This window comes from Streptomyces sp. RLB3-17 (genome assembly GCF_007113425.2).
GTDB lineage: Bacteria > Actinomycetota > Actinomycetes > Streptomycetales > Streptomycetaceae > Streptomyces > Streptomyces mirabilis_D.
Genome location: NZ_CP041610.2, coordinates 5,237,337 through 5,260,743 on the forward strand (window position 1 = coordinate 5,237,337; position 23,407 = coordinate 5,260,743).

Annotated in this window: 21 protein-coding genes; 8 read left to right on the forward strand and 13 right to left on the reverse strand. The window is 71.6% G+C overall.

The genetic code is table 11. The features are described 5' to 3' along the window. Positions 1-4: 4 nt before the first annotated feature. A complete protein-coding gene (locus FNV62_RS23760) occupies positions 5-796 on the reverse strand; it encodes a class I SAM-dependent methyltransferase (RefSeq protein ID WP_143627045.1) in 792 nt (263 codons plus the stop codon). A 243-nt stretch (positions 797-1,039) separates the two neighbouring features. On the opposite strand from FNV62_RS23760, the gene FNV62_RS23765 reads away from it, so the two are divergent. Then, positions 1,040-1,711 (forward strand): pyridoxal 5'-phosphate synthase, encoded by a 672-nt coding sequence (locus tag FNV62_RS23765; RefSeq protein WP_097285185.1) that lies wholly within the window; start codon positions 1,040-1,042, stop codon positions 1,709-1,711. On the opposite strand, the gene FNV62_RS23770 is transcribed toward FNV62_RS23765, so the two are convergent. Next, complete coding sequence (locus FNV62_RS23770; RefSeq protein ID WP_144315630.1) at positions 1,648-2,622, reverse strand: LysR family transcriptional regulator; 975 nt, start codon at positions 2,620-2,622, stop codon at positions 1,648-1,650. The genes FNV62_RS23765 and FNV62_RS23770 overlap by 64 nt on opposite strands. 206 nt (positions 2,623-2,828) lie before the next feature. Here FNV62_RS23770 and FNV62_RS23775 point away from each other — a divergent pair, with 206 nt between their 5' ends. Beyond that, entirely contained in the window at positions 2,829-3,734 is a 906-nt protein-coding gene (locus FNV62_RS23775) for an SDR family oxidoreductase (RefSeq protein WP_143627047.1), read from the forward strand. Between the two features lie 60 nt (positions 3,735-3,794). Here FNV62_RS23775 and FNV62_RS23780 read toward each other — a convergent pair whose 3' ends face one another. The 4 genes from FNV62_RS23780 to FNV62_RS23795 all read right to left on the reverse strand — a co-directional run bounded on the left by FNV62_RS23780 (position 3,795) and on the right by FNV62_RS23795 (position 6,463). Further along, entirely contained in the window at positions 3,795-4,700 is a 906-nt protein-coding gene (locus FNV62_RS23780) for a GNAT family N-acetyltransferase (protein ID WP_143627049.1), read from the reverse strand. Between the two features lie 76 nt (positions 4,701-4,776). Continuing rightward, positions 4,777-5,400 (reverse strand): GNAT family N-acetyltransferase, encoded by a 624-nt coding sequence (locus FNV62_RS23785; RefSeq protein WP_143602037.1) that lies wholly within the window; start codon positions 5,398-5,400, stop codon positions 4,777-4,779. Positions 5,401-5,430: 30 nt separating this feature from the next. Next, positions 5,431-5,916: a Zn-ribbon domain-containing OB-fold protein gene (locus FNV62_RS23790; RefSeq protein WP_186003216.1), complete on the reverse strand. Its 486-nt coding sequence runs from the start codon at positions 5,914-5,916 to the stop codon at positions 5,431-5,433. A gap of 94 nt (positions 5,917-6,010) precedes the next feature. Then, complete coding sequence (locus FNV62_RS23795) at positions 6,011-6,463, reverse strand: DoxX family protein (RefSeq protein ID WP_143627053.1); 453 nt, start codon at positions 6,461-6,463, stop codon at positions 6,011-6,013. A 230-nt stretch (positions 6,464-6,693) separates the two neighbouring features. Between FNV62_RS23795 and FNV62_RS23800 the strand changes: the two genes are divergently transcribed. Beyond that, on the forward strand, positions 6,694-7,980 hold the full coding sequence (locus FNV62_RS23800) for a flavin-containing monooxygenase (protein WP_225900348.1): 1,287 nt from the start codon (positions 6,694-6,696) through the stop codon (positions 7,978-7,980). 7 nt (positions 7,981-7,987) lie between these two features. Here the strand turns inward: FNV62_RS23800 and FNV62_RS23805 are convergent, their stop codons facing one another. Beyond that, positions 7,988-9,331: a hypothetical protein gene (locus tag FNV62_RS23805; RefSeq protein ID WP_143627055.1), complete on the reverse strand. Its 1,344-nt coding sequence runs from the start codon at positions 9,329-9,331 to the stop codon at positions 7,988-7,990. A gap of 267 nt (positions 9,332-9,598) precedes the next feature. Here FNV62_RS23805 and FNV62_RS23810 point away from each other — a divergent pair, with 267 nt between their 5' ends. From FNV62_RS23810 to FNV62_RS23820, 3 genes are all read left to right on the forward strand, one after another. Beyond that, positions 9,599-11,824, forward strand: coding sequence for an acetate--CoA ligase family protein (locus FNV62_RS23810; protein ID WP_143627057.1), 2,226 nt, complete (start codon positions 9,599-9,601; stop codon positions 11,822-11,824). A 73-nt stretch (positions 11,825-11,897) separates the two neighbouring features. After that, the gene (locus tag FNV62_RS23815) at positions 11,898-12,776 is read left to right on the forward strand and encodes an enoyl-CoA hydratase/isomerase family protein (protein ID WP_143627059.1); all 879 of its coding nucleotides are present in this window, start codon (positions 11,898-11,900) and stop codon (positions 12,774-12,776) included. Between the two features lie 53 nt (positions 12,777-12,829). After that, the gene (locus tag FNV62_RS23820) at positions 12,830-13,447 is read left to right on the forward strand and encodes a flavin reductase family protein (RefSeq protein ID WP_143627061.1); all 618 of its coding nucleotides are present in this window, start codon (positions 12,830-12,832) and stop codon (positions 13,445-13,447) included. 37 nt (positions 13,448-13,484) lie between these two features. Here the strand turns inward: FNV62_RS23820 and FNV62_RS23825 are convergent, their stop codons facing one another. Next, on the reverse strand, positions 13,485-14,738 hold the full coding sequence (locus FNV62_RS23825) for an MFS transporter (protein WP_225900863.1): 1,254 nt from the start codon (positions 14,736-14,738) through the stop codon (positions 13,485-13,487). 278 nt (positions 14,739-15,016) lie between these two features. On the opposite strand from FNV62_RS23825, the gene FNV62_RS23830 reads away from it, so the two are divergent. Continuing rightward, positions 15,017-16,084: a GlxA family transcriptional regulator gene (locus tag FNV62_RS23830; RefSeq protein ID WP_225900349.1), complete on the forward strand. Its 1,068-nt coding sequence runs from the start codon at positions 15,017-15,019 to the stop codon at positions 16,082-16,084. Positions 16,085-16,859: 775 nt separating this feature from the next. Here FNV62_RS23830 and FNV62_RS23835 read toward each other — a convergent pair. Genes FNV62_RS23835 through FNV62_RS23845 form a run of 3 tightly spaced genes read right to left on the reverse strand, consistent with a single transcriptional unit; the run spans position 16,860 to position 20,039 of the window. Next, entirely contained in the window at positions 16,860-17,909 is a 1,050-nt protein-coding gene (locus tag FNV62_RS23835; RefSeq protein WP_143627063.1) for a Zn-dependent alcohol dehydrogenase, read from the reverse strand. A 10-nt stretch (positions 17,910-17,919) separates the two neighbouring features. Then, on the reverse strand, positions 17,920-19,065 hold the full coding sequence (locus FNV62_RS23840; protein WP_143627065.1) for an acyl-CoA dehydrogenase family protein: 1,146 nt from the start codon (positions 19,063-19,065) through the stop codon (positions 17,920-17,922). 59 nt (positions 19,066-19,124) lie between these two features. Further along, on the reverse strand, positions 19,125-20,039 hold the full coding sequence (locus FNV62_RS23845) for an SDR family oxidoreductase (protein ID WP_143627067.1): 915 nt from the start codon (positions 20,037-20,039) through the stop codon (positions 19,125-19,127). Between the two features lie 99 nt (positions 20,040-20,138). Here FNV62_RS23845 and FNV62_RS23850 point away from each other — a divergent pair, with 99 nt between their 5' ends. After that, positions 20,139-21,065, forward strand: a complete 927-nt coding sequence (locus FNV62_RS23850; protein WP_143627069.1) for a cyclase family protein — start codon at positions 20,139-20,141, stop codon at positions 21,063-21,065. Between the two features lie 443 nt (positions 21,066-21,508). Here FNV62_RS23850 and FNV62_RS23855 read toward each other — a convergent pair whose 3' ends face one another. Together FNV62_RS23855 and FNV62_RS23860 are read right to left on the reverse strand one after the other, a co-directional pair. Next, a complete protein-coding gene (locus tag FNV62_RS23855; protein WP_097285197.1) occupies positions 21,509-21,991 on the reverse strand; it encodes an ATP-binding protein in 483 nt (160 codons plus the stop codon). Positions 21,992-22,467: 476 nt separating this feature from the next. Next, the gene (locus FNV62_RS23860) at positions 22,468-23,397 is read right to left on the reverse strand and encodes an acyl-CoA dehydrogenase family protein (protein WP_143608438.1); all 930 of its coding nucleotides are present in this window, start codon (positions 23,395-23,397) and stop codon (positions 22,468-22,470) included. Positions 23,398-23,407 lie beyond the last annotated feature (10 nt).

A 23,407-nucleotide genomic window follows, 5' to 3' on the forward strand; every position in this document is an offset into this window, starting at 1 on the left:
TGGGTCAGCCCGGCTTGACCGCCAGCGTCGCAAAATAGTGCGACATGTAGGGAGCGGATGCGTTGGATTGGTGCGGCGCTTCCGCGAGGCCGGTGAGGACGAACCCCGCGGCGAGTTGCCCGCCGATCTGATCGGTGAGGGTGTGGCTGTATTCAAGAGCGGCATCCGCGCCGAACTTCGTGGCGCGTTCCTCGGCGGAGTACTGCGTGACATCGCTGTAGGGCAGTTTGTGCACGACGATCAGCTCGCCGCGCTCGTCGAGCGCCTCGTGGTCGAACAAGTACACATCAGGGTTGAGGAAGCCCACGAGCAGAGTTCCGCCCGGTCGCAGGACGCGGAAGCACTCACGCCACACCGGTGCCAAGTCCGGTACGAACAGGTTGGAGACCGGATGGAATACGACGTCGAATGTTGCGTCGCCGAAGGCGCTGAGGTCGCGCATGTCGCCCAGGACGGTGCGCAGCTCGAGTCCGTCGCGCGCCGCCACCATCTGGTCCTGGCCGAGCTGGCGGGGTGAGTTGTCGAATACGGTGACCCGCGCCCCTGCGGCGGCGAGGATCGGACCCTGCTGGCCACCGCCGGAGGCCAGGCACAACACGTCCTTGCCGTTCAGGTCCGTCGGCAGCCAGGAGCGGTCGACTGGCTCACGCCCGACGAGAACAATCGACCAGTCGCCCATGCGGGCGCGCTCGACATCCTCAGCACTCACCGGCCTCGACCACTCGTTGCCCTCTTGGACATACTTGTCCCAGGCTGCCCGATTGTGGGCAACGGGGTCGACAACAATGTCCTGCACGTTCAACTCCCTGCTACAGCCAAGCGGACACCTGCGGTACTGACAGTTCGGTGCCGCTAGCCAACACGATTGCAGGGTGCGGGCTCAACGAAATTAGCGGGCATCGAGGTGTCCACGGATGTCCACGGGCTCGACGGGTGGTCGCGCAGCGGGTGCCTAAGCGCTGGTTGCCGGGGTTGCGGAAGCCGCAGGCGTCGCGGGCGATGACGCAGCTTTGTCGGACCTCCGAGTGATACTCGGGGCATGGGAACGGATCTTCACGAGCTGCTCAGGTCACTGCGGGTGTGGGACGTAGAGCTGCCCTCCTTCGACCCGGCATCCGCACCCGCCGAACCACTCCCCCTGTTCACGGAGTGGTTCGCGGAGGCGGTCGCGGCGGGGCAGAGCGAACCGCACACGATGTCGCTGGCGACGGCGGACGAGGACGGGCTGCCCGACGTCCGGATCGTCATGCTGCACGGCGCGGACGCGGACGGCTGGGCCTTCGCGAGCCATGTCACCAGCCGCAAGGGCCGCCAGCTCTCCGCACGCCCGTACGCGGCGCTGGGGTTCTACTGGCCCGCCCAGGGCCGTCAGATCCGGCTGCGGGGACCGGTCGAGGTCGCCCCGGCCGAGGAGGGGCAGGCGGATCTGCACGCCCGTTCGACGGGAGCGCTGGCCGCCGCGCTCGTGGGCGGGCAGAGTGAAGTGCTCGGTTCGGTGGAGGAGTTGGGACGGGCCTCGGACGAGGCCTGGGACCGCGCTCGGCGCGAGCCCGACGCCCCGGCCCCGACGTGGACCCTCTACCGCCTCCGGCCGGAAGAGGTGGAGTTCTTCCAGGGTGACGCGAGGCGTCGGCACGTACGGCTCGTCTACCGCCGTACGGAACCTTCTCCGGAGGGCGGAGGCTGGCGCAAGGAGCTGCTCTGGCCCTGAGACGCGGGAGGGGCCAGGTGGGCCTGGGCGCACTTGCGGAAGGCCGTCACGAGGCGGCTGCGGTCGTCGGCGCGGGTCGCGAGCACGACGTGGCTCGGTTCGACACCGTGCAGGGGGACCGTGGTGAGGTCGGGGCGGATGCTGTCGACGCGCGGGTCGGCCGGGACGATTCCCACGGCCTGCCCGGAGGCGATGAATTCGAACTTGTCCTCCAGTGCCTCGATGAGCGGACCGTCGGGCGCCCGGCTGCCGTCGGGGCGCGGGTCGATGCGCCAGAACGCGTTCCAGGACGCGTCGGACACCCGGGGCAGGGGTTCGTCGGCGATGTCGTCGAGGGTGACGGATTCCTTGCCGGCCAGGCGGTGGTCGAGGGGGACGAGGAGCAGGCGGGGCTCGTCGTAGAGGATCGTGACGTGGAGCTGGTCGGTCCACATCGGGAGGCGGGTCACGGCCACGTCCACCCGGTGCTCGACCAGGGCCGCGTGGGCGTCGTTCCAGACGAGGTGCTGGGCGACCACCTCGGCGTCCGGGTGCAGCCGGCGCATCTCGCGCACCGCCGGGGTGACGATGATGCTGGAGGTGTAGCCGATGGTGACACGACTGGGCTGGGCGGCGGCCCGGGTGCGCGCCGCGGCCGAAGTGGCCGAGCGCAGCAGCGCCTTGGCCTGGGGCAGGAAGACCTCGCCGGCCTCGGTGAGCCGGCTGCCCTGCGGGGTACGGTCCAGCAGCCGGGCGCCGAGCTGCTGTTCGAGGCGGCGGATCTGCCGGCTCAGGGACGGCTGGGCGATGCACAGGGCGGTGGCGGCCCGGCCGAAGTGCCGGTGCTCGGCGACGACCGTGAAGTACCGCACGAGCCGCAGGTCGAGGTCGACCGGGGGCGAAGGCTGCTGCGGCGACGAGTCGGGCGTCATGTCTTCATGGTATTCCCCGTGGCTACGGGCTGATCGCAAGCTTTCGCCATTGACCTGTGGTGATGCCTGAAACGCATGTGCCGTTGCGAAACAGGCCTTGGACGCGGAACCCCACGTGGCCGCACGGTGGATCCGGAATCACCTGGGCGGGGACCCACCGGGCGGGCAACCGCCGGGCCGGACCTCATCACCTTTTGGAGTGCACCATGCGTGTGTTCGTCACCGGAGCCACCGGATTCGTCGGCAGCGCCGTCGTACGCGAACTGCTGGACGCGGGACACCGGGTTCTCGGCCTCGCCCGCTCGGACCGGGCCGCCGCGTCGCTGACGGCCGCGGGGGCGGAAGTGCACCGCGGCGCCCTCGACGACCTCGACGGCCTGCGGGCGGCCGCGGACGCGGCGGACGGCGTGATCCACACGGCGTTCCCGCACGGCTCCTCCGACTTCACCGCCGCCGCCCGGACGGAGATCCACGCCATCCAGACGCTCGGCGAGGCGCTCGTGGGATCCGGTCGGCCCTTCGTCGTGACCTCCGGGACCGCCGGTCTCACGCTCGTGCCGGGCCGTGTCGCGACCGAGGACGACGAGCAGGATCTCTCCTCGCCCGCGGCGGCCCGGATCCCCGGGGAGGCGGCGGCGCTGTCGTTCGCCGAGCGCGGGGTGCGGGCCTCGGTGGTGCGGCTGCCGCCGTCGGTGCACGGCGAGGGTGACCACGGTTTCGTCCCGCACATCGTCGCCGTCGCCCGCGCGAAGGGCGTCTCCGCCTACCCCGGCGACGGCTCCAACCGCTGGGCCGCCGGGCACCGGCTCGACGCGGCGCACCTGTACCGGCTGGCCCTGGAGGAGGCGCCCGGCGGCGCGCGGCTGCACGCGGTCGGCGACGAGGGCGTACCGGTCCGCGACATCGCCGACGCCGTCGGCCGGTACCTGAAGCTGCCGGTGGCCGCCGTTCCTCGCGAGGAGGCGGCCGACCACTTCGGCTGGCTCGGACACTTCTTCGCGATGGACGTCCCGGCGTCGAGCACCCTCACGCGGAAGCGGCTGGGATGGCACCCCGAGCGGCCCGGACTCGTCGAGGACCTCGAAGAGGGCCACTACTTCACGAAGTCGTAGACGGGTTGTCGCAGACGGGTTGTCGCAGACGGGTTGTCGTAGACGGGTTGTCGCGGACGGCTACTTCGCGAAGTCGTAGACGGCGAAGTCGGCGACGGGGCGGTAACCGATGCGCTGGTAGAGGCCGTTGCTGGTCGGATTGGCGAGGTCGGTGAAGAGGAGCACCTCGTCCGCTCCGCCGGCCAGCGCGGCCCTGCTGACCTCGGTGGTGGCGGCCCCCGCGTAGCCGCGTCCGCGCAGGGGTGCCGGGGTGTAGACGGGGGCGACCCGGATCTGCCCGGCGATCAGGGGGGTCGCTCCGGCCATGGCCACCGGCGTACCGTCCGGCGTCTCCCAGAGCGTGACACCGCCGTACGCGAGTCGGCTCTCGGCCCAGCGGTCCGGGTCCTGCCTCTCGTTCCGCCCGAAGATCCCGGCGAACTCGGAGTACCAGCGCGCGACGAGCGCGTGGTCGCTCTCGCCGGCCACCCGGGCGCGGCCCGGCGGAACGGGCGTCGGCGGCGTGAGCGTACCGAGCCGGTACAGCCGTTCGCTTCTTCTGAGTTGGGCCCGCGCGCCGGCGTGGCGCTCCCAGGCGGCGGCGAACTCGGCGGCCGTGTCCACCGGACCGCCGACGCCCGGGAACGAGTACCCCTCGTCCGCGAGCCGCGCGGCCAGCGCGTCGATGCCCTCCGCCGGGAGGTCGGTGAGGTTGAGCTGGTACGGCGGGGTGTGGAACAGCACGGCCGACACCCCACCGACCCCGTCGCCCTCCCCTTCATCCGCCCCGTCGGCGTCGGCGTCGGCGAACCGGCCGAAGAACGGTGCCTCCTCCCCGTACACGTCCGGCCCGCGCCTGCGCAGCGCGTCGGTCACGGACAGCGCCACGGTGTGCGCCGCGGGCCGCGAGCGCAGGAAGTCCCCCGCGCTCGTGAGGAATTCGTCCAGATCGTGGGTGAACACCCAGCCACGCGCGTCACGAGTCATACCCGGCATGATCCCGCGCACGGCATGCCCGGTGCCTCCGGTTTTCCCGGCCCCGCGCACCGTGCCGGACCGGGTTCTACCGGGGCCCGGAGCCCGTCGGCGGCAGCGTCGGCTCCGGGTCCGTCGCGATCCGTGCGTGCAGGTGTACGTCCCGGAACGCGTCGTGCCGCCCCGACTCGAACATCGCCTCCCGCAGCGTCCCCTCGTACGGGAACCCGCACCGCTCGGCGATCCGGCAGGACGCGTCGTGGCCGAGGGCGTGGCCCAGTTCGACGCGGTGCAGACGGACGGCGCCGAAGGCGTAGCGGGCGGCCAGGGCGAGGGCACGGGTGGCGACCTGGTGGCCGCGGGCCTCCGGAAGGACCCAGTAGCCGACGATGCCGACGCGTATGACGTGGTTGATGTCGTTGACGCCTATATGACCGAGGGTCGTACCGGTGGCCGCGTCCGTGACGCAGAAGGCGACGGCGGTGCCGTCGGCGACGGCCTCGGCGCGCGAGCGGAGCGAGTCACGGGCGCTGTCCAGGTCCCGGACGATCTTGACCGGGGTGTTCCAGCGCTGGAACTCCGGGTCGGACAGCCCGCGCAGCCAGGTCGCGACATCGGCCTCGGACTCCGGGTCCCAGGGGCGAAGCCGCAGGCCGTGGCCGTCGACCACGGGGAAGGGATGGGCGAGGGACTTCTCGTGAACGTCGGACATCCGGCCATTATTCACGGGGCCCAAAGGGGTTCAGGAAGTGGTTTTCGACGCGGAGGAGGGGGATGGGACGGAGGAGGAAGGAGGCGGGACAGCGCCGGACCGTGGCCGGAACACGGGCACCCCCGCCCTGAACGTGACCTCCAGCCCCATCCCGATCCGCAGCGTGTCGTCCTCGCACTCCACCACCTCGGTCATCATGCGCGGCCCCTCCGCGAGGTCGACGACCGCGGCGACGTACGGCACCCGCTCGCCGAACGGAGGGAGGTCGTTGCGGTGCACGACGGACCAGGTGTAGAGCGTGGCGTGGCCGCTCGCGGGCCGCCAGCGCACGTCCTCGCTCCAGCAGTGCGGGCAGAACTCCCGGGGGTAGTGGTGGGCCCGGTCGCAGCCCGCGCAGTGGCGGATCAGCAGTCGGCCCTCCGCCGCCGCGTCCCAGTACGGCCGGGTGAAGGCATCGACCTCGGGCAGATCGAATCGCGCCCCGCCCGACGCACGCGCCGTGTCCGCCGCACGCACTTCGCCCGACGGACGCTCCTCGCTCGACGCGCGCTCCCCGGTCGACGCGCGCTCCCCGGTCACGAGCACTCCCCGGCCCCGGTCGACCCGCGCCTCACGAGAACAGGCCGATCGCACTGTCCAGCGACCACGTCTGCCACCCCATCCCGAAGAAGGCGACGACCGAGATCAGCGCCATCATCGCGTTCTGCCCCTGCTCGGCCCAGTCGTGGATCATGAGGGTGAAGTACAGGGCGTTGAGGAGCAGTCCGCCGACCAGCGCGATCGGCGTCAGGAACCCGGCCACCAGTCCCAGCCCGAGGGCCAACTCCGCGTACACGACGACGTACGCCATCGTCCGCGGCCGGGGCGCGACCACGACGTCGAAGCCGGAGCGCACCGCGTTCCACCGGTGCTTGCCCGCGACGTCCGCCGCCCAGGCGATCCCGGTCCCCCGCTCGAACCAGCCCTTCTTGTCCTTGTGCCGCCAACTCTCCAGCCACCACAGCCCGAGCCCGATCCGCAGCACGGCCAGCCACTCCGCTCCGCCGAGCCAGATCGTGTCCATGGCAGTCCACGCCCCCTTCGGTATCTGACGGTACGTCAGTTCAGCGCACGGAAGGCGCCCGCGCAAGAGGCGTACGCCACCCTCCCCTTCACTCGTCCCCCCGCTTCCAACACAACCGAGTGACCTACGCCACCGGCCCCACCCACTCCTCCTACAGTCGTGATCAGTTCGCAACCGATTCCGGGCTTGACCGAGACCTATCAAGTGACGACGTGATTACGCTCGCGCACATGGCCGACTCGACTGCTTCCTCGACACCCCGCCCGGTGCCGTCCCACGAAGACCGCCCCGTGTACGTCATCGGCGGCGGCCCCGGGGGACTCGCGACGGCGTACGCGCTGCGCGCCCAGGGCGTACGGGCCGTCGTACTGGAGAAGTCCGACCAGGTCGGGGCGTCCTGGCGGCGCCACTACGACCGGCTGCACCTGCACACGACCCGGCGGCTGTCCGGCCTGCCCGGCCTCGCGATGCCGCGCTCCTTCGGGCGGTGGGTCTCCCGCGACAACGTGGTGCGCTACCTGGAGAAGTACGCCGAGCACCACCAGCTGGAGATCGTCACGGGCGTCGAGGTCTCGCGCGTCGAGCCCGCCCCGGGTGGTGACGGCTGGCTGCTGCGCGCCACCGGCGGCCGCGAGCTGACCGGCAGCGCCGTGGTCGTCGCCACCGGCCACAACCACACCCCGCGCCTGCCCGAGTGGCCCGGCCGCGACTCGTACACCGGCGAACTCCTGCACGCCGGCGACTATCGCAACCCCGCCCCCTACGCCGGCCGTGACGTCCTCGTCGTCGGCGTCGGCAACACGGGCGCCGAGATCGCCGTGGACCTGGTCGAGGGCGGCGCCTCCCGGGTACGGCTCGCCGTGCGCACCGCGCCGCACATCGTGCGCCGCTCCACGGCGGGCTGGGCCGCCCAGTTCACCGGGATCCTCGTACGACGGCTGCCGGTGCGCCTCGTCGACGCGCTCGCCGGGCCGATGGCCAAGGTCAGCGTGCCGGACCTGTCGGCGCAGGGGCTGCCCCGCCCCGACACCGGCCTCTACTCCCGCGTCGACGAAGGCTCCATCCCCGTCCAGGACGTCGGTCTCATCAACGCCGTCCGCAAGGGGCGGGTCGAGGTCGTGGCCGCGGTGGAGGGCTTCGAGGAGGACAAGGTCGTCCTCGCCGACGGGAGGCGGATCGACCCGGACGTCGTGATCGCCGCGACGGGGTACGTGCGCGCCCTGGAGGGCATCGTCGGCCACCTCGACGTCCTCGACGGGCGTGGCCGCCCGGTCGTGCACGGCGCCCGCACCCCGAAGAAGGCACCCGGCCTCTACTTCACCGGCTTCACCAACCCCATCAGCGGCATGTTCCGCGAACTCGCCCTCGACGCGGAGAAGATCGCGAAGGCGGTCGCGAGGACCGCGCAGAAGGCGGGGAAGGCGGCGGAGAAGGCGGCGTCGAAAGCGGGGGCAGGGGCGACGGCGGGGGCGAAGACGGGGGCGCGCGACACAGGCGACGCCCGCGCCGCGCGCTGAATCACCGTCAGTTGACGGCGAGGACCGCCGTGTTGTTCGTGGTGTCCGGGTCGAAGGCGAAGTCGCCGAACTCGGGGTGGATGCTGACCTCACCGGTCGTGCCGGGCGCCGCCGCGTCGATCCGCAGCTGGAAGACGTACGTGCGCTCGGTGTTCTCGGACACCCAGTAGGGGAGGGCGCAGTCGTAGCGCGGGGCGCCCGTCCGCTTCTCGTAGTACCCGCCCGTGAGGGTGTGCGGGACGCAGTCCGCGGGAACGCCGGTGACCGTCGTACCGGTCGGGACGATCAGTCTGACCTTGGCGGCCGGGTCGCCGGAGCCGAGGTTCGCGAACCAGGCCGGGCCGTTGTTCTTGAAGGTGAGCGGGGCGGTCACCGTCTGGCCCGCCGTACCGGTGACCGCGGCGCCGGTCACCGAGAAGTCGGCGGTGTTGTCCGTGCCGATCTGCAGGGCCGCGTAGTTGTCGCGGCTCGCGAGGTCGGTCGCGCCGTCGGCCGGGGCGACACTGATGTCCAGCCGGTCGTTCAGCGCGTGCCGCGCGATCGCCAGCTGCAGCGGCGCGGGCAGCTCGAAGGAGTCACCGGGGGCCAGCACCTGGTCGAACGTGCAGGTCGCGTCCGTCATCGGCGCGTACTCGTCACCGCCCGTCCGCGTGTAGGTGCAGGCGTCGTACTTGTTCAGAAAGTCCACCCCGTACGACGCCGTCATCTTCACCGTGACGCCGTGCGCGCTCTCGTTGCCCTTGTTGGTCAGCGCGAAGGGGATCGTCTCGGTGCCACCCGGCTGCGCGTGCTCGACGTCGGCCACGGGGGCGAGGGAGAGGTCGGGGCCCGAGGCGAGCGTGAAGTCGGTCTGGAAACTGTCCTCGGGCGCGGTGAGCGTGCCGTCGGGGCCACCGGTGGCCGTCGCCCCGTAGGTGATCCTGCCCTGCGCCCCGGCCTGCGCACCGGCGACCGCGCGGATCCCGAGGTGGATCTGCCGGCTGTAGTCGGACCCGATCACGGGCACGTCCGGCACGCTGCACACCGCGGTCGCGCCGTTCGGCGCGCAGTTGTCCGGCCAGGTCACCTCGCCGACCCCGGCCAGCCCGGAGGCGTCGACGGTCACCTTGCCGTCGGTCACCGTGAAGTGGCCGTTGTCGTGGTAGAGCCCCACGTCGATCGTCCGGCTCTGCGGCGCGCCGCCGTCCGTGCCGAGCGGCAGGGTCTGCTCGGAGGGTGCGTCGATCCACAGCTGGTCGGACTCGGTCTCGGCCAGCGCGGGGGCGGCGGTGAGCCCCACGGTGACAAGTCCGGCCGCGAGCGTCGTACAGGCTCCGAGCCGCAGCGCGCGGCCGAAGGAGACAGGTCTCATGACATCCCCCAGGGCGAGAAGAAAGGTGAGGAGAAGGAGAGAAACGGTGGCTTGGCCGACGTGAGCCGACAGGGCCATGTCATAGACGATCAAAGGGAGTTGAAGGTTGTGCGGCACCTCCACGGGTTCCGGCCCCGCGCGCGGCGGGTACGAACCAGATCCCCGCCGCCCAGCCTTTTGCTTGCACAACGGTTCCTGACGCGGCGTCAGTTAAGTAATCTGACAGTGCGTCAGTTAATTGGCTGTCACACAGGAGCGGGCGGACCGATGCTTGGATCAACCCACGGCACCCTCACCACCGACTCCCGCCGGGCCCGCGTCATCGCCTGCGGCGAGCAGCCCTCACCCGTCGTGCACGGCCGCCCGGCCGACGTCGACGACCTGGACGTCAGCGGCCGTCCGCTGTACGCCGACGCACCCGATCTGGACCGCTTCTTCCGCCCCGAGTCCGTGGCCGTCGTCGGCGCCTCGGACGCCGAGGACCGGCCGAACACCGGCATCACCCGGCAGCTGATCGCCTGGGCCGAGCGGGTCGGCGCCCGGCTGCACCCTGTGCACCCCACCCGTCAGTCCGTCTTCGGCATCCCCTGCTCTCCTTCCCTCGCCGACCTGCCCGAGCAGGTCGATCTGGCCGTGCTCCTCGTCGGCGACCCGCTCCCCGTGATCGGGGAACTGGCCGAGGCCAAGGTGAAGTTCGCCGTCGCCTTCGCCTCCGGGTTCGCCGAGACCGGGGCCGAGGGCGCCGCCGCGCAGGCCCACCTCGCCGCCGCCGTCCGCCACGCGGGCCTCCGGCTCCTCGGGCCCAACACCAACCTCAACGCCTTCGAGAAGTTCCGCGACGATCTCGACGGTCCTGCGATCGCCCTCATCACCCAGTCCGGACACCAGGGCCGGCCGGTGTTCGCGATGCAGGAGCTGGGCGTACGGCTCTCCCACTGGGCGCCCACCGGCAACGAGGCCGACCTCGAGACCGCCGACTTCATCTCCTACTTCTCCGAGCAGCCGGAGATCGGCGCGATCGCCTGCTACGTCGAGGGGCTGAAGGACGGCCGCTCCTTTCTGCTCGCCGCCGACCGCGCCGCCCGCCGCGGAGTGCCCGTCGTCGCCGTCAAGGTCGGCCGCACCGAGACCGGCGCCCGCACCGCCGCCTCACACACCGGCAAGCTGACCGGCGCCGACACGGTGGTGGACGCGGCGATGCGGCAGTACGGCGTGATCCGCGTCGACGGGCTCGACGAACTCCAGGACACCGCCGCCCTGTTGGCCCGCGCCCGCGCCCCGCGGGCCGAGGGGGTCGTGGTCTATTCGATCTCGGGCGGCACGGGGGCGCACTTCGCCGACCTGGCGACGGCGGCGGGGCTGCCCCTGCCGAATCTCTCCGCCCCCAAGCAGGCCGAGCTGCACCAGTGGATACCCGAGTACCTGAGCGTGACCAATCCCGTCGACAACGGCGGGCACCCGGTCGGCGACTGGCGCGGGCGGAAGATCATCGACGCGATCCTCGCCGACCCGGAGGTCGGCGTGCTGATCTGTCCGATCACCGGGCCCTTTCCTCCGATGAGCGACAAGCTCGCACAGGACCTGGTGGACGCGGCGGAACAGACGGACAAGCTGGTGTGCGTGGTGTGGGGCTCGCCGGTCGGCACCGAGGCCGCCTACCGCGAGACGCTGCTCGGCTCGTCGAAGGTCGCCACCTTCCGGACCTTCGCCAACTGCATCACGGCCGTACGCGCCTACCTGGACCACCACCGGTTCGTCGCCTCCTACCGCTCCCCCTTCGACGAGGCTCCCCGCACCCCCTCGCCGTCCTTCCGCAAGACGCAGGCGCTGATGCGGCCGGGGCAGCAGCTGAGCGAGCACGCGGCGAAGCAGCTGCTGCGGGCCTATGGGATCCGGGTGCCGCGCGAGCAGTTGGTGACCAGCGCGGCGGCGGCCGTGCGCGCGGCGAGTCTCGTCGGCTACCCCGTGGTCATGAAGGCGTCCGGCGCCCAGATCGCCCACAAGACCGAACTGGGTCTGGTGAAGATCGGACTGACCTCCGCCAGCCAGGTCAGGGACGCCTACCGCGAGCTCACCGACATCGCGCGCTACGAGGGGATCTCGCTCGACGGGGTGCTGGTGTGCCAGATGGTCGAGCGGGGCGTGGAAATGGTCGTGGGCGTCACGCACGACCAGCTCTTCGGGCCGACCGTGACCGTCGGGCTGGGCGGCGTGCTCGTCGAGGTGCTGCGGGACGCGGCCGTCCGCGTGCCGCCGTTCGGCGAGGACCAGGCGCGGGGCATGCTCGGCGAGCTGCGCGGGCGGGCCCTTCTGGAGGGCGTGCGCGGGGGGCCGCCGGTGGATGTGGACGCGCTGGTCGAGGTCGTCATGCGCGTACAGCGGATGGCGCTGGAGCTCGGGGACGACATCGCCGAGCTCGACATCAACCCGCTGATGGTGCTGCCCAGGGGCCAGGGAGCGGTCGCGCTGGACGCGCTGGTCGTCTGCCGCTGACCCCCAGCGCTCCAGCCCCCGCGCCATCGCCCGCCCCCGCCGCACCGCCCCCCGTAAGAACCGGAGCACCCCCATGACATCCTCCCCCGAGAAATCTGCCGCGAAATCTGCCGATCCCGTCGACTCATTGGTACTGCACGCCACTGACAATCACGTCGCGTGGATCACCCTCAACCGCCCCGAAGCCCTCAACGCCATCACCCCTGACCAGCGCGAACGCCTCATCCAGCACCTTTCCCACGCCTCCTGCGACCCCGGCGTACGGGCCGTCGTGATCACGGCGACCGGACGTGGTTTCTGCGCGGGCGCGGACCTGCGCGGGGGTCCGCCGACCGGGGGGCCGCAGGCCGGGGAGCGGGTGGCCGGGGAGCAGGTGGCCGGCGAGCGGGTGGCCGGGGACGTGGCCCGCATGATCCGGCTCGGCGCCCAGCGCCTGATCGGCGCGGTCCTCGACTGCGAGAAGCCCGTGATCGCGGCGGTCAACGGCATCGCGGCCGGCCTCGGCGCCCACCTCGCCCTCGCCTGCGACCTCGTACTCGCCGCCGATTCCGCCAAGTTCATCGAGGTGTTCGTACGCCGCGGCCTGGTCCCCGACGGCGGCGGCGCGTATCTGCTGCCCCGGCTCATCGGCCCCCAGCGCGCCAAGGAACTGATGTTCTTCGGCGACGCGCTGACGGCGGCGGACGCGGCGCGGCTCGGGCTTGTCAACAGGGTCGTACCGGCGGACGATCTGGAGAAGACCGCCCGCGACTGGGCCGAGCGTCTGGCCACCGGCCCGACCCGCGCCCTCGCCCTCACCAAGCAGCTGGTCAACGCCTCCCTCGACACCGACCGCACCACAGCCTTCGCCGCCGAAGCCGCCGCCCAGGAGATCAACATGACCACGGCGGACGCGAACGAGGGCGTGGCCGCCTTCACGGAACGCCGAACCCCCCACTACCGGGGCCGCTGAGTCAGTCCCGCCCCTTCCTATCTGACACCCCGTCAGCTTCAATGGATGGTGTGATGGGACACGCAGGGATGGCGGCCGCCGCCGTCCGTTATCTCAGGTCGGCCGGGGCTTCCACCGTCGCGGGGCATGTCGAGGCGCTGCCGCGGCCGGAGTTGCGCGCGGTGGGCGACGATGAGCGGGCGCCGGTCGATCAGGTGGCGTTTCGGCGGGTGTTGGGGAACTTCGCGACGGGCGTCACCGTCGTCACCGCGCCGGGCGTCGAGGGCGAGGCCGGTGGCGAGAGGCCGGCCGGGTTCGCCTGTCAGTCGTTCGCGTCGCTCTCGCTCGATCCGCCCCTGGTCTGCTTCATGGTGGGGCGTACGTCGGCGACCTGGCCGCGGATCGCCCGCGCGGGCGTGTTCTGTGTGAACGTGCTGGGGGCGCACCAGGGCGAGTTGTGCCGTGGGTTCGCGGTGAGCGGGGCGGACAAGTTCGCCGGGGTCGTGTACGACGCGGCGCCCGTTTCCGGTTCGCCGCGTCTCGCGGGGGCCGCGGCCTGGGTCGACTGCACGATCCACGCGGTGCACACCGGTGGGGACCATCTGATCGTGGTGGGACGGGTGGACGCGCTCGGCGCGAGCGACGATGACGACGCCGCGCCGCTGCTGTTCCACAAGGGGCGGTTCCTCTAGCTCGCCGGCAGGCCGCCCGGTCGGGGTGCCGGAGTCGTCAGGCGATCGCCGCCACCGCGGGTGTGCCCGTCGCGGGGCGCCGTCGGATCACCAGTGCCATCAGGGCCGCCGCCGCGCACAGCGCGCCCGAGGCGTACCAGACCACGTCGTACGAGCCGAACGCGTCCCGCGCCACACCGCCGAGGAAGGCGACGAGGGCGGCGCCGACCTGGTGGGAGGCGAGGACCCAGCCGAAGACGATGGCGCTGTCCTCGCCGTACTGCTCGCGGCACAGGGCCAGGGTGGGCGGGACGGTGGCGACCCAGTCGAGGCCGTAGAAGACGATGAAGAAGATCATCGGGGGGTGGACGGAGGGTGCGAGGAGCATGGGGAGGAAGAGGAGAGAGGTGCCGCGCAGCGCGTAGTAGACGGCGAGCAGCCGACGCGGTTCGAAGCGGTCGGTGAACCAGCCGGAGGCGACCGTTCCGACCACGTCGAAGACCCCGATGACCGCGAGCAGTGAGGCCGCCGCCGTGATGGGCATCCCGTGGTCGTGGGCCGCGGGCACGAAGTGCGTCTGGACCAGGCCGTTCGTCGAGGCACCGCAGATCGCGAAGGTGCCGGCCAGCAGCCAGAACGGGCCGGTGCGGACGGCGGAGAGCAGGACCGTCACCGCGCGCCGGGCGGCGCCCTGCACGGGCGCGGGCTTCGGTACGAACTCCGCCGACCCGTACGGCTTCACGCCCACGTCCGCCGGGTGGTCCCGCAGCAGCAGCCATACGAAGGGGACGACCGCGAGCGCCGCGAGGGCCACCGTCACCGCGGCCGGGCGCCAGTCGTGCTCCGTGACGATCCAGGAGAGGAGCGGCAGGAAGATCAGCTGGCCGGACGCCGAGGCCGCCGTCAGGATGCCCGTGACCAGGCCCTTGCGCGCCGTGAACCAGCGGTTGGTGACCGTCGCCGCGAAGGCCAGCGCCATGGAGCCGGACCCCAGGCCGACCAACAGGCCCCAGCAGAGCAGCAGCTGCCAGGCCGCCGTCATCCACACGGTCAGACCGGAACCGAGCGCGATCACCATCAGGGCGACGGCCACCACCCGCCGGATGCCGAAGCGGTCCATCAGCGCCGCCGCGAACGGCGCCGTCAGCCCGTACAGCGCGAGGTTGATGGACACCGCCGCGCCGATCGTGCCGCGCGACCAGTGGAACTCCTGGTGCAGCGGGTCGATCAGCAGACCCGGGAGTGAACGAAAGGCCGCCGCACCGATGATCGTCACGAAGGTGACGGCGGCGACGAACCAGGCGCGGTGGATGCGGACGCGGGGAGCGGAGGCGCGGGTCGGCTCGACGGAGTCGGTCGACTCGACGGAGACGGTCGACTCGACGGAGTCGGTCGGCACGACGGAGTCGGTCGGCACGATCGAGTCGGTGGAGTCGGTGAAGTCGGTCGGCTCGGTGGGGCGGGGGTCCTCCGCGGCTGCGGCGCCCCCCGGGGAGGCGGCATCGGTTGTCTGGGTCACGACATCGAGCTTCGGGCCTGCCGTTCCCATGAACGAATGGCCCGAAGGACAGCATTCGCTAGGATCGGGCCATGGCCTCTCACGGTACGCATCCTCGCCACCGCGTCGTCGTGCTCGCCCTCGACGGGCTGCTGCCCTTCGAGCTCGGCATCCCGCAGCGCATCTTCGGCAAGGCACGCGACGCCGACGGGCGGCCGCTGTACGAGATCGTCACCTGCTCGGTCCGGCCGCCGGGCCCCGTCGAGACGGACGCCGACTTCGCCGTCCTCGTCGCGAACGGCCCCGAGGCCCTCGCCACCGCCGACACCGTCGTCATCCCCGCCTCCTACGAACTCGGCCCCGTCCACGAGGAAGGCGTCCTCACCCCCGAACTGGCCGTCGCCCTCGCCCAGATCCGCCCCGGCACCCGCCTCGTCTCCATCTGCACCGGCAGCTACGTCCTCGCCGCCGCGGGCTACCTCGACGACCGTCCGGCCACCACTCACTGGATGCACGCCGAGCACTTCCAGCGACTCTTCCCGAAGATCAAGGTCGACGCCGAAGTGCTCTTCGTCGACGACGGCGACGTCCTCACCTCCGCCGGCGTCGCCGCGGGAATCGACCTGTGCCTCCATCTCGTACGCCGTGACCACGGCACCGCCGTCGCCAACGACGTGGCCCGCCGCACCGTCGTACCCCCGCACCGCGACGGCGGGCAGGCGCAGTACATCCAGCGGCCGGTGCCGGAGCCGCAGGCGGCCACCACGACCGCCGCCCGCGCCTGGGCACTGACCCGCCTCCATGAGCCGATCCAGCTGCGCGACATGGCCGAACAGGAAGCCATGTCCGTACGCACCTTCACGCGCCGTTTCCGCGAGGAGGTCGGGGTCAGCCCCGGGCACTGGCTGACCCAGCAGCGCATCGAACGGGCCCGGCATCTGCTGGAGACCAGCGACCTGTCCGTCGACCAGGTCGCGCGGGACGCCGGCTTCGGCACGGCCCAGTCGATGCGGCAGCACCTGCAGGCGGTGCTCGGGGTCACGCCCACCGCGTATCGGCGCACCTTCCGGAGCTCCAAGGGGGTCGTGGCGACCGGCGTACGGGCGCCGGTGGCCACGACGGACCAGGCCAGGACCCGTTTGGTGGCGACGTCTCGGTAGCTCATGCGACGACGCCAGGGGACCGGTCCGACAACACCCACGGGATTTCCCGGCCCTGTGGACAACTCCGTCCGCGGTCACCGGCCCAACGGTTCCTCGCCCCCGCCGCCCCTACCCGTCCCATCCCCCAGGGGCTCCGCCCCTTCAACCCCGCCAGGGGCTCCGCCCCCGGACCCCCGATCGGCCTGAACGGCCTCGTCCTCAAACGCCGGACGGGCTGGGTGACACGGGCCTGGGTGGGCGGTGGACCGGGGGGGTGGACGGGGCATCGGCCCCGACCTCGTCCTCAAACGCCGGACAGGCTGAGTGATACGGGCCGAGGTGGGTGGGTGGACCGGGCGGGTGGGGCATCCGCCCTCGGCCTCGGCCTCACACGCCGGACAGACTGGAAGTGGGACCGGGGGGTGAGTGGACCGGGGGGGGCGGGTGGGGCATTGGCCCCCGGCCTCGTCCTCACGCGCCGGACGGGCTGGAGGTGTGGACCGGGGTGGGTGGGTGCGCCGGACCGGCTGAAAGATGCGCGCCAGCGCACTTGAGGGGCGCGGGGAACTGCGCGGCCAGGCCCCACCGGCCGACGGCCAAGCGAATCGGGCGGGCCAGGGGATGCGGGGCGAAGCCCCCGCCCTAGGGGCGCGGGGAACTGCGCGGCCTGCCCCCACCGGCCGACGGCCAAGCGAATCGGATGGGCGGGGGATGCGGGGCGAAGCCGCCGCCCTGGGGGCGCGGGGAACTGCGCGGCCGGCCCCCGCCCACCCGCAGACGAATGAACCGCCCCCTAGAACGTCAGCACCGCCCGCGCCACCCTCCCCTCCTCCGCGTCCTGTGCCGCCTTGTCGAAGTCCTCCACCGGGTAGGTCTGGGTGACCAGTTCGTCCAGGAGGAGGCGGCCTTCTCGGTAGAGGTCGGCGTAGAGGGCGATGTCACGCTGGGGGCGGGAGGAGCCGTATCGGCAGCCCAGGATGGACTTGTCGAGGTACATGGAGGAGACGAGGAAGGACGCCTCGGCCGTCGCCGGGGGAACGCCGAGGAGGACAGCCTGTCCGTGGCGGTCCAGCAAATCGATGGCCTGGCGGATGAGTTCGACGCGGCCGACGCACTCGAAGGCGTGGTCCGCTCCCGTGGGAAGGATGTCCTTCACGGCCTCCGTCGACGTCAGGAAGTGCGTCGCGCCGAACCGCCGGGCCACCGCCTCCTTCGCCGGGTTGGCGTCGACCGCGACGATCTTCAGGGCGCCCGCGATCCGCGCGCCCTGCAGAACGTTGAGCCCGATTCCGCCGGTGCCGATGACGAGGACGGTGTCCCCCCGGTCCACCCTCGCGCGGTTCAGGACCGCGCCCACTCCCGTCAGGACGCCGCATCCGATCAGCGCGGCGGACGGGAGGGGGATGTCCTTGGGGATGCGGACGGCCTGGACGGCCTTCACCACCGTCCGTTCCGCGAACGCGGAGTTGGACGCGAACTGGTACAGCGGCCGCCCGCCCCGCGTGAACGGCTGCCGCGGCATCCCGATCGCCTTGCGGCACATCGTCGGCCGCCCCCGGTCGCACTCCGCGCACGTCCCGCAGTTGGCGAGCGTGGAGAGCGCGACATGGTCGCCGGGGCGGACATGGCCGACGCCCGCGCCCACCGCCTCGACGACCCCCGCGCCCTCATGCCCCAGGACCACGGGGACGGGAAAGGGGATCGTCCCGTCCACGACCGACAGGTCGCTGTGGCAGAGCCCGGCCGCGGTGATCGCGACCTGCACCTCGCCGGGCCCCGGATCCCGTATCTCCAGGTCGTCCACGACCTGGGTCCGCTTGCCGTCGAAGATCACGCCTCGCATCGCGACTCCCTCAGCCCTTGGGTTCCCTCGGCAGGCCGAGCACGCGCTCGGCGATGATCGTGCGCTGGATCTCGTCCGAGCCGCCGTAGATCGTGTCGGCCCGGCTGAACAGGAACAGGTGTTGAGAGGAGTCGAGTTCGTACGGGGCCACGACCGACCAGTCCCCGGGACCGGTCGCGGCCTCCGCGCCCCGCACCCGTACCGCCAGTTCACCGAGCCGCTGGTGCCAGCGGCCCCACAGCAGCTTGGCGACGCTGGGCGCGCCCGCGTCACCCGAACCACCCAGCGTCCGCAGGGCGTTCCAGCGCATCGTGCGCAGCTCCGCCCACTGGCGTACGAGGTGGTCGCGCACGACCGGGTCGGCCGCCGCGCCCGTGGCGACGGCCGTCTCGATCACCCGGCCCAGCTCCTCCGCGAAACCGATCTGCTGGGCCAGGGTCGAGACCCCTCGTTCGAAACCGAGGAGGCTCATGGCGACCTGCCAGCCGTTGCCCGCGCCGCCGACCACGTGCTCGGCACGCGCCACCGCCCCGTCGAAGAAGACCTCGTTGAACTCGCTCGTGCCGGTGAGCTGGCGGATCGGACGGACCTCGACGCGGCCGGGCTGGTCCATCGGGACGAGAAGGAAGGACAGGCCGTGGTGACGGCTCGACCCCGGTTCCGTACGGGCGAGGACGAAACACCAGTGCGCCTCGTGGGCGAGCGAGGTCCAGATCTTCTGGCCGCTGACACGGTACGTGTCGCCGTCCCGTACCGCGGCCGTACGGATCCCCGCCAGGTCCGAGCCCGCGTCCGGCTCGCTGTATCCCTGGCACCAGAGTTCCTCGCCGCGGGCGACCGGGGGCAGGAAGCGGGCCTTCTGTTCCGGGGTCCCGTGGGCGATGAGGGTGGGGGCGAGGAGCTTCTCGCCGATGTGGCCCGAGCGGGCCGGGGCCCTGGAACGGGCGTACTCCTCGGCCCAGACGACCTGTTGGGTCAGGCTCGCCCGCCGGTTGCCGTAGCCGTCCTCCGCCCAGCCGAGGCCGATCCAGCCGCCCCGGCCCAGTTCCCGTTCCCAGTCCTGGCGGACGACCGGCTCACCGACCGGGTGAGCGGTCAGCCACTCCCGTGCCGTGCGCCGGAAGGCCTCGTCCTCGGCGTCGAATCCGAACTCCATGTGTCCCCCTCGCCCACGGGCCCAACAGAACAACGGCACCTCACGCGTTCGGCCGCATCTCACGCGTTCGGCCGCGCCTTGTGCGCCGCCGCCCGCGCCATCGCCTCCACCTGTTCCAGCAGGGGCATGGGGTCCACGCCCACCGTCCCCGGCAGGAAGTCCGCGATCCGCTCGGGAGTCCAGGGGCCGCCCTCCGCGTACCCGGCGCGCAGCTCCCGCGGCTGTGCCCACACCGCGATCTTGGGGCCGGCGATCGTGTAGACCTGCCCGGTGATGCGTTCCTCGCGGGCACGGTCGGAGAGGAGGTAGACGACCAGCGCGGCCACGTCCTCCGGTTCGCCGATCTCCTTCAGCTCCATGGGGACATTGGCCGACATGCGGGTACGGGCGACCGGTGCCACCGCGTTCGCCGTCACCCCGTACTTGTGCAGGCCCAGTGCCGCGCTGCGGACCAGCGAGATGATCCCGCCCTTCGCCGCGCTGTAGTTGGCCTGCGCGACCGAGCCCTGGTGGTTGCCGCTGGTGAAGCCGACCAGCGTGCCCGCGCCCTGTTTGCGCATGACCGCCGAGGCCGCCCGGAAGACCGTGAACGTGCCCTTCAGATGGGTGGCGACGACGGGGTCCCACTCCTCCTCGGACATGTTGAAGAGCATCCGTTCGCGCAGGATGCCGGCCACGCACACCACTCCGTCGATACGTCCGTACGAGGTCAGCGCCGCGTCGACGACCCGTTGGCCGCCGGCCATCGTGGAGATGTCGTCGGCCACCGCGACCGCTTCCCCGCCCGCCGCCTCGATCTCCTTGACCACGGCGTCGGCGATCGAACTCGTCGGCTCGGCGCCCTCGATGGACACCCCGTAGTCGTTGACGACGACCCGTGCGCCCTCGGCCGCCGCGGCGAGCGCGACGGCGCGGCCGATCCCGCGGCCCGCCCCCGTCACGGCGACGACCTTTCCTGCCAAGAAGTTCCCCACGTCCGGCCCCTTCCCGCAGTTTCTGACGGTCCGTTAGATTCGGTCTCCTCGGATTCTACGACCCGTCAGATACCCGGAGACAAGCCCCGCGGAGGACTCATGTCACTTCCGGTCGAGTTCCACGACATCGCCAAGCGCGTGAACAACTGGGGGCGTTGGGGCGCCGACGACGAGATCGGGACCCTGAACCTGATCACCGACGAGGTGGTACGAGAGGCCGCCGCCTGCGTCCGCACGGGACGCCGTGTCCCCCTCGCGGTCCCCCTCCAGCAGGACGGGGTGCAGACCGGGATGATCCCCGGGCGGATCAATCCGCTGCACGTCATGGTGCAGATCAACCAGGAGATCTTCGGTCCCGGGACGGTCGCGTGCAGCGACGACGCTGTGACCCTGGGGCTCCAGGCGGCGACCCACTGGGACGCGCTCACCCATGTCTCGCACTCGGGGAAGCTCTACAACGGCCGCCCGGCCGGCACGATCACCCCGCACGGTGGCGCCGAGTTCAGCGGCATCGACAAGCCCCGGCACATCGTCTCGCGGGGCGTCCTGCTCGACATCCCGCGCGCGCGGGGCGTCGACCGCCTCGACGGCGGGCACGCCGTGACCCCCGAAGACCTCGACGCGGCTGAGGAGTTGGCGGGCACACGGGTGCGGTCCGGGGACATCGTGCTCGTACGGACCGGGCAGATCCAGGTCTACCTGGCCGGCGACAAGCACGCGTACGGGTATCCGTCGCCCGGGCTGTCGATCCGTACGCCCGAGTGGTTCCACGCACGCGATGTCGCGGCCGTCGCGAACGACACTCTCACTTTTGAGATCTTTCCTCCCGAAATCGAGGACCTGTGGCTGCCCGTACACGCGCTCGACCTGGTCGAAATGGGGATGCCGCAGGGCCAGAACTGGAATCTCGAAGAGTTGTCCACAGCCTGTGGACAAGAGAATCGCTATGCCTTCCTGCTGTCCGCGATGCCGGAACCCTTCGTGGGCGGCACGGGGACCCCCGTGGCACCGGTGGCCATCCTCTGAGGTCCCCGATGAGCGCCTGGAGTCCCCGGGGAAAGGGTCGGCTGGCGGCGCGCCACTGCGCGCCCCGAGCACGGCATCGCGCGCCGCCATCCGGTTCCGGCGTACCCGCCCTGCTCCCTCTGGCCCTGTAGGAGCCGACGCCGAATCACGACCCGCACTCGCCGAGGGCTCCCGTCACCGAAACCCTCGTCGTCCCCTCGCGGCGAATCGCTGAACACAAGCGTGATCAAACGGACACGCCACGTCAACACCCGTTCGGGGAATTATCACTTACGTACCCTTTACGAAGGCGCGCACGGAAGCACATCCCGGCGCATTCGGCCCCGACAGGGCCGCGGAGACGGAACGCGTGCACATATGCACGAACCGTGCCCCCGCACCAGAGGTACGGGAGTGGGTGCGTCCGCGGACCAGGGCCCGTCCGGCGGATCACGCCGCCAGGCCTAGACCGCCTCGTACGCCTCGTACGCGAAGTCCTCATAGGGGGACGCCGCGTACGCGCCCCCCGCTCGGGCGCCCTGCGTACAGCGGTCGACCTCGCACCAGATGCTCTTGCCCGCGCCCTCGGGGTTCCAGCCCCAGCGATCCGCCAGGCCGTCGACCAACTCCAGGCCGCGGCCGTTGGTCTCGTCGCCCTCGGCATGCCGGGGTACCGGGGGGCGGGCGCTGGAATCGGCCACCTCCAGGCGGACGGTACCGATGGACTCACCGAGGACGCCCGGCAGGGACAGCCGCAGCACGGCCGGACAGCCGGTGTGCACCACGGCGTTGGTGACGAGTTCGGAGACGAGCAGGATCAGCGTCTCGGCGAGCGGCTCATCAACCCCTATCCCGGACCCGGCGAGCCGCGAACGGGCCCATCTCCGAGCTCGCCCCACCTCCGCGGGGTCGGGCCGGATCTCCAGCTGCACTTGAAGCACCTGCACCGCTCACACCATCCGAACCGGCGGACACATCGCCTCGCGCCTCACGAGGGCCACGATCGTGGCCATGACCTGCATGACCAGAACCAGGATCACGGAACGTGATTCCCTTGAGAGACAGCATGGTTGACGTACAGTCACCCCAACAAGCGCTTCGGGCATATTCCAGCGCGAAGGAGTACGCGTGCGGCATACTGTGCGACGCTCGCCGTGGGGAGTCGAACAGGCAGTCGCGGGGGTCCGCACTGCCTTGCGAGCGGCGAGCATCGCCGGATCCGGCGCGGCCTCAGGGGCAACACCGGGATCGCTCGATCTCGGAACCACTCGCATCCCACACAAGGTACCCGAGCCCGCCGCCGACTCCAGGCCGTGACAAGTCACGCGTAGGACACAACCCGATATCAACGCTCCGTAATTCCGGTATGCCACGATCCGCGACATTCATTGCGCCCCTTTCCGGACCGTGCCTGCACAGAGCCCTATCGGCCCACTCCGGACACCAGGTCGGCCGCCAACAGCTCCTCACTCTCCGTAGCCGTTCCCGCACGTTGAGTCCGCGTCCAGGCCCGCTTCAGATACAGGTGGACGTCGGACTCCCAGGTGAAGCCCATGCCGCCGTGCACCTGGAGGCAGTCGCGGGCACCGCGCACGGCGGCCTCGTCGGCGAGCAGCCGGGCCGCCGCGATGTCCACGGGGTCGGCCGTGACGGCGGCTGCGTAGACCGCGGCGCGCGCCAGTTCCACCCGCACCAGCATCCTCGCGCACAGGTGCTTGATCGCCTGGAAGGCCCCGATCGGCTGCCCGAACTGCTCACGGGTCCGGGCGTGTTGCACGGCTGTCTCGCAGGTGCGGGCGGCGGTGCCGAGCTGTTCGGCCGCCGTGAAGAGCGAAGCGAGGGGAGCCGTGGGGAGTGCGCCGGTGGAACTCACGGGGCGCACATCGATGAGACCGGCCCCACTGGATACGGGTACCCGGTGCAGCGGTGTCAGGGGGTCCACCGGCCGCAGCGGCTCGGCGCCGGTCGCGTCCCCGCGTACGACGTCCGCCTCGGCCAGCCACTCCACCAGGCCGCCGCCGTCGACGGCCGTCACCACGGTCTCTCCGGTGGCGGCCCCGTCCACCACGCCCGCCGCGAGGTGCGTGGCGATCAGCGGGCCGGGCAGCAGGACCCGCCCGGCCTCCTCGAAGGCGAGCACCGCCTCCGGGAGGCCGAGTCCGACGCCGCCGTCCGCCTCGGGCAGGCGCAGCGCGAAGAACCCCGCCTCGCCGAGCTCGCGCCACAGAGCCCGGTCGAGCCTCGGCCCCTCGTCCACGGCGGCGCGCAGCCGCTCCCTGCCGAACCGCGCCGCGAGCAGCTCGCGCACGCCCGCCTTCAAGGCTCGCTGGTCGTCCGTGAGTTGGAAGTCCACGGGGAAGTGC

Coding starts and splice junctions, on each gene's coding strand:
- FNV62_RS23780 (WP_143627049.1), bottom strand. CDS start 4,700: ATGACTCGTGACGCGCGTGGCTGGGTGTTCACCCACGATCTGGACGAA.
- FNV62_RS23785 (WP_143602037.1), bottom strand. CDS start 5,400: ATGTCCGACGTTCACGAGAAGTCCCTCGCCCATCCCTTCCCCGTGGTC.
- FNV62_RS23765 (WP_097285185.1), top strand. CDS start 1,040: ATGGGAACGGATCTTCACGAGCTGCTCAGGTCACTGCGGGTGTGGGAC.
- FNV62_RS23835 (WP_143627063.1), bottom strand. CDS start 17,909: ATGCGAGGCGTGATCTTCGACGGCAAGCGGACCCAGGTCGTGGACGAC.
- FNV62_RS23830 (WP_225900349.1), top strand. CDS start 15,017: ATGGCCTCTCACGGTACGCATCCTCGCCACCGCGTCGTCGTGCTCGCC.
- FNV62_RS23840 (WP_143627065.1), bottom strand. CDS start 19,065: ATGGAGTTCGGATTCGACGCCGAGGACGAGGCCTTCCGGCGCACGGCA.
- FNV62_RS23820 (WP_143627061.1), top strand. CDS start 12,830: ATGGGACACGCAGGGATGGCGGCCGCCGCCGTCCGTTATCTCAGGTCG.
- FNV62_RS23810 (WP_143627057.1), top strand. CDS start 9,599: ATGCTTGGATCAACCCACGGCACCCTCACCACCGACTCCCGCCGGGCC.
- FNV62_RS23850 (WP_143627069.1), top strand. CDS start 20,139: ATGTCACTTCCGGTCGAGTTCCACGACATCGCCAAGCGCGTGAACAAC.
- FNV62_RS23770 (WP_144315630.1), bottom strand. CDS start 2,622: ATGACGCCCGACTCGTCGCCGCAGCAGCCTTCGCCCCCGGTCGACCTC.
- FNV62_RS23805 (WP_143627055.1), bottom strand. CDS start 9,331: ATGAGACCTGTCTCCTTCGGCCGCGCGCTGCGGCTCGGAGCCTGTACG.
- FNV62_RS23800 (WP_225900348.1), top strand. CDS start 6,694: ATGGCCGACTCGACTGCTTCCTCGACACCCCGCCCGGTGCCGTCCCAC.
- FNV62_RS23775 (WP_143627047.1), top strand. CDS start 2,829: ATGCGTGTGTTCGTCACCGGAGCCACCGGATTCGTCGGCAGCGCCGTC.
- FNV62_RS23815 (WP_143627059.1), top strand. CDS start 11,898: ATGACATCCTCCCCCGAGAAATCTGCCGCGAAATCTGCCGATCCCGTC.
- FNV62_RS23795 (WP_143627053.1), bottom strand. CDS start 6,463: ATGGACACGATCTGGCTCGGCGGAGCGGAGTGGCTGGCCGTGCTGCGG.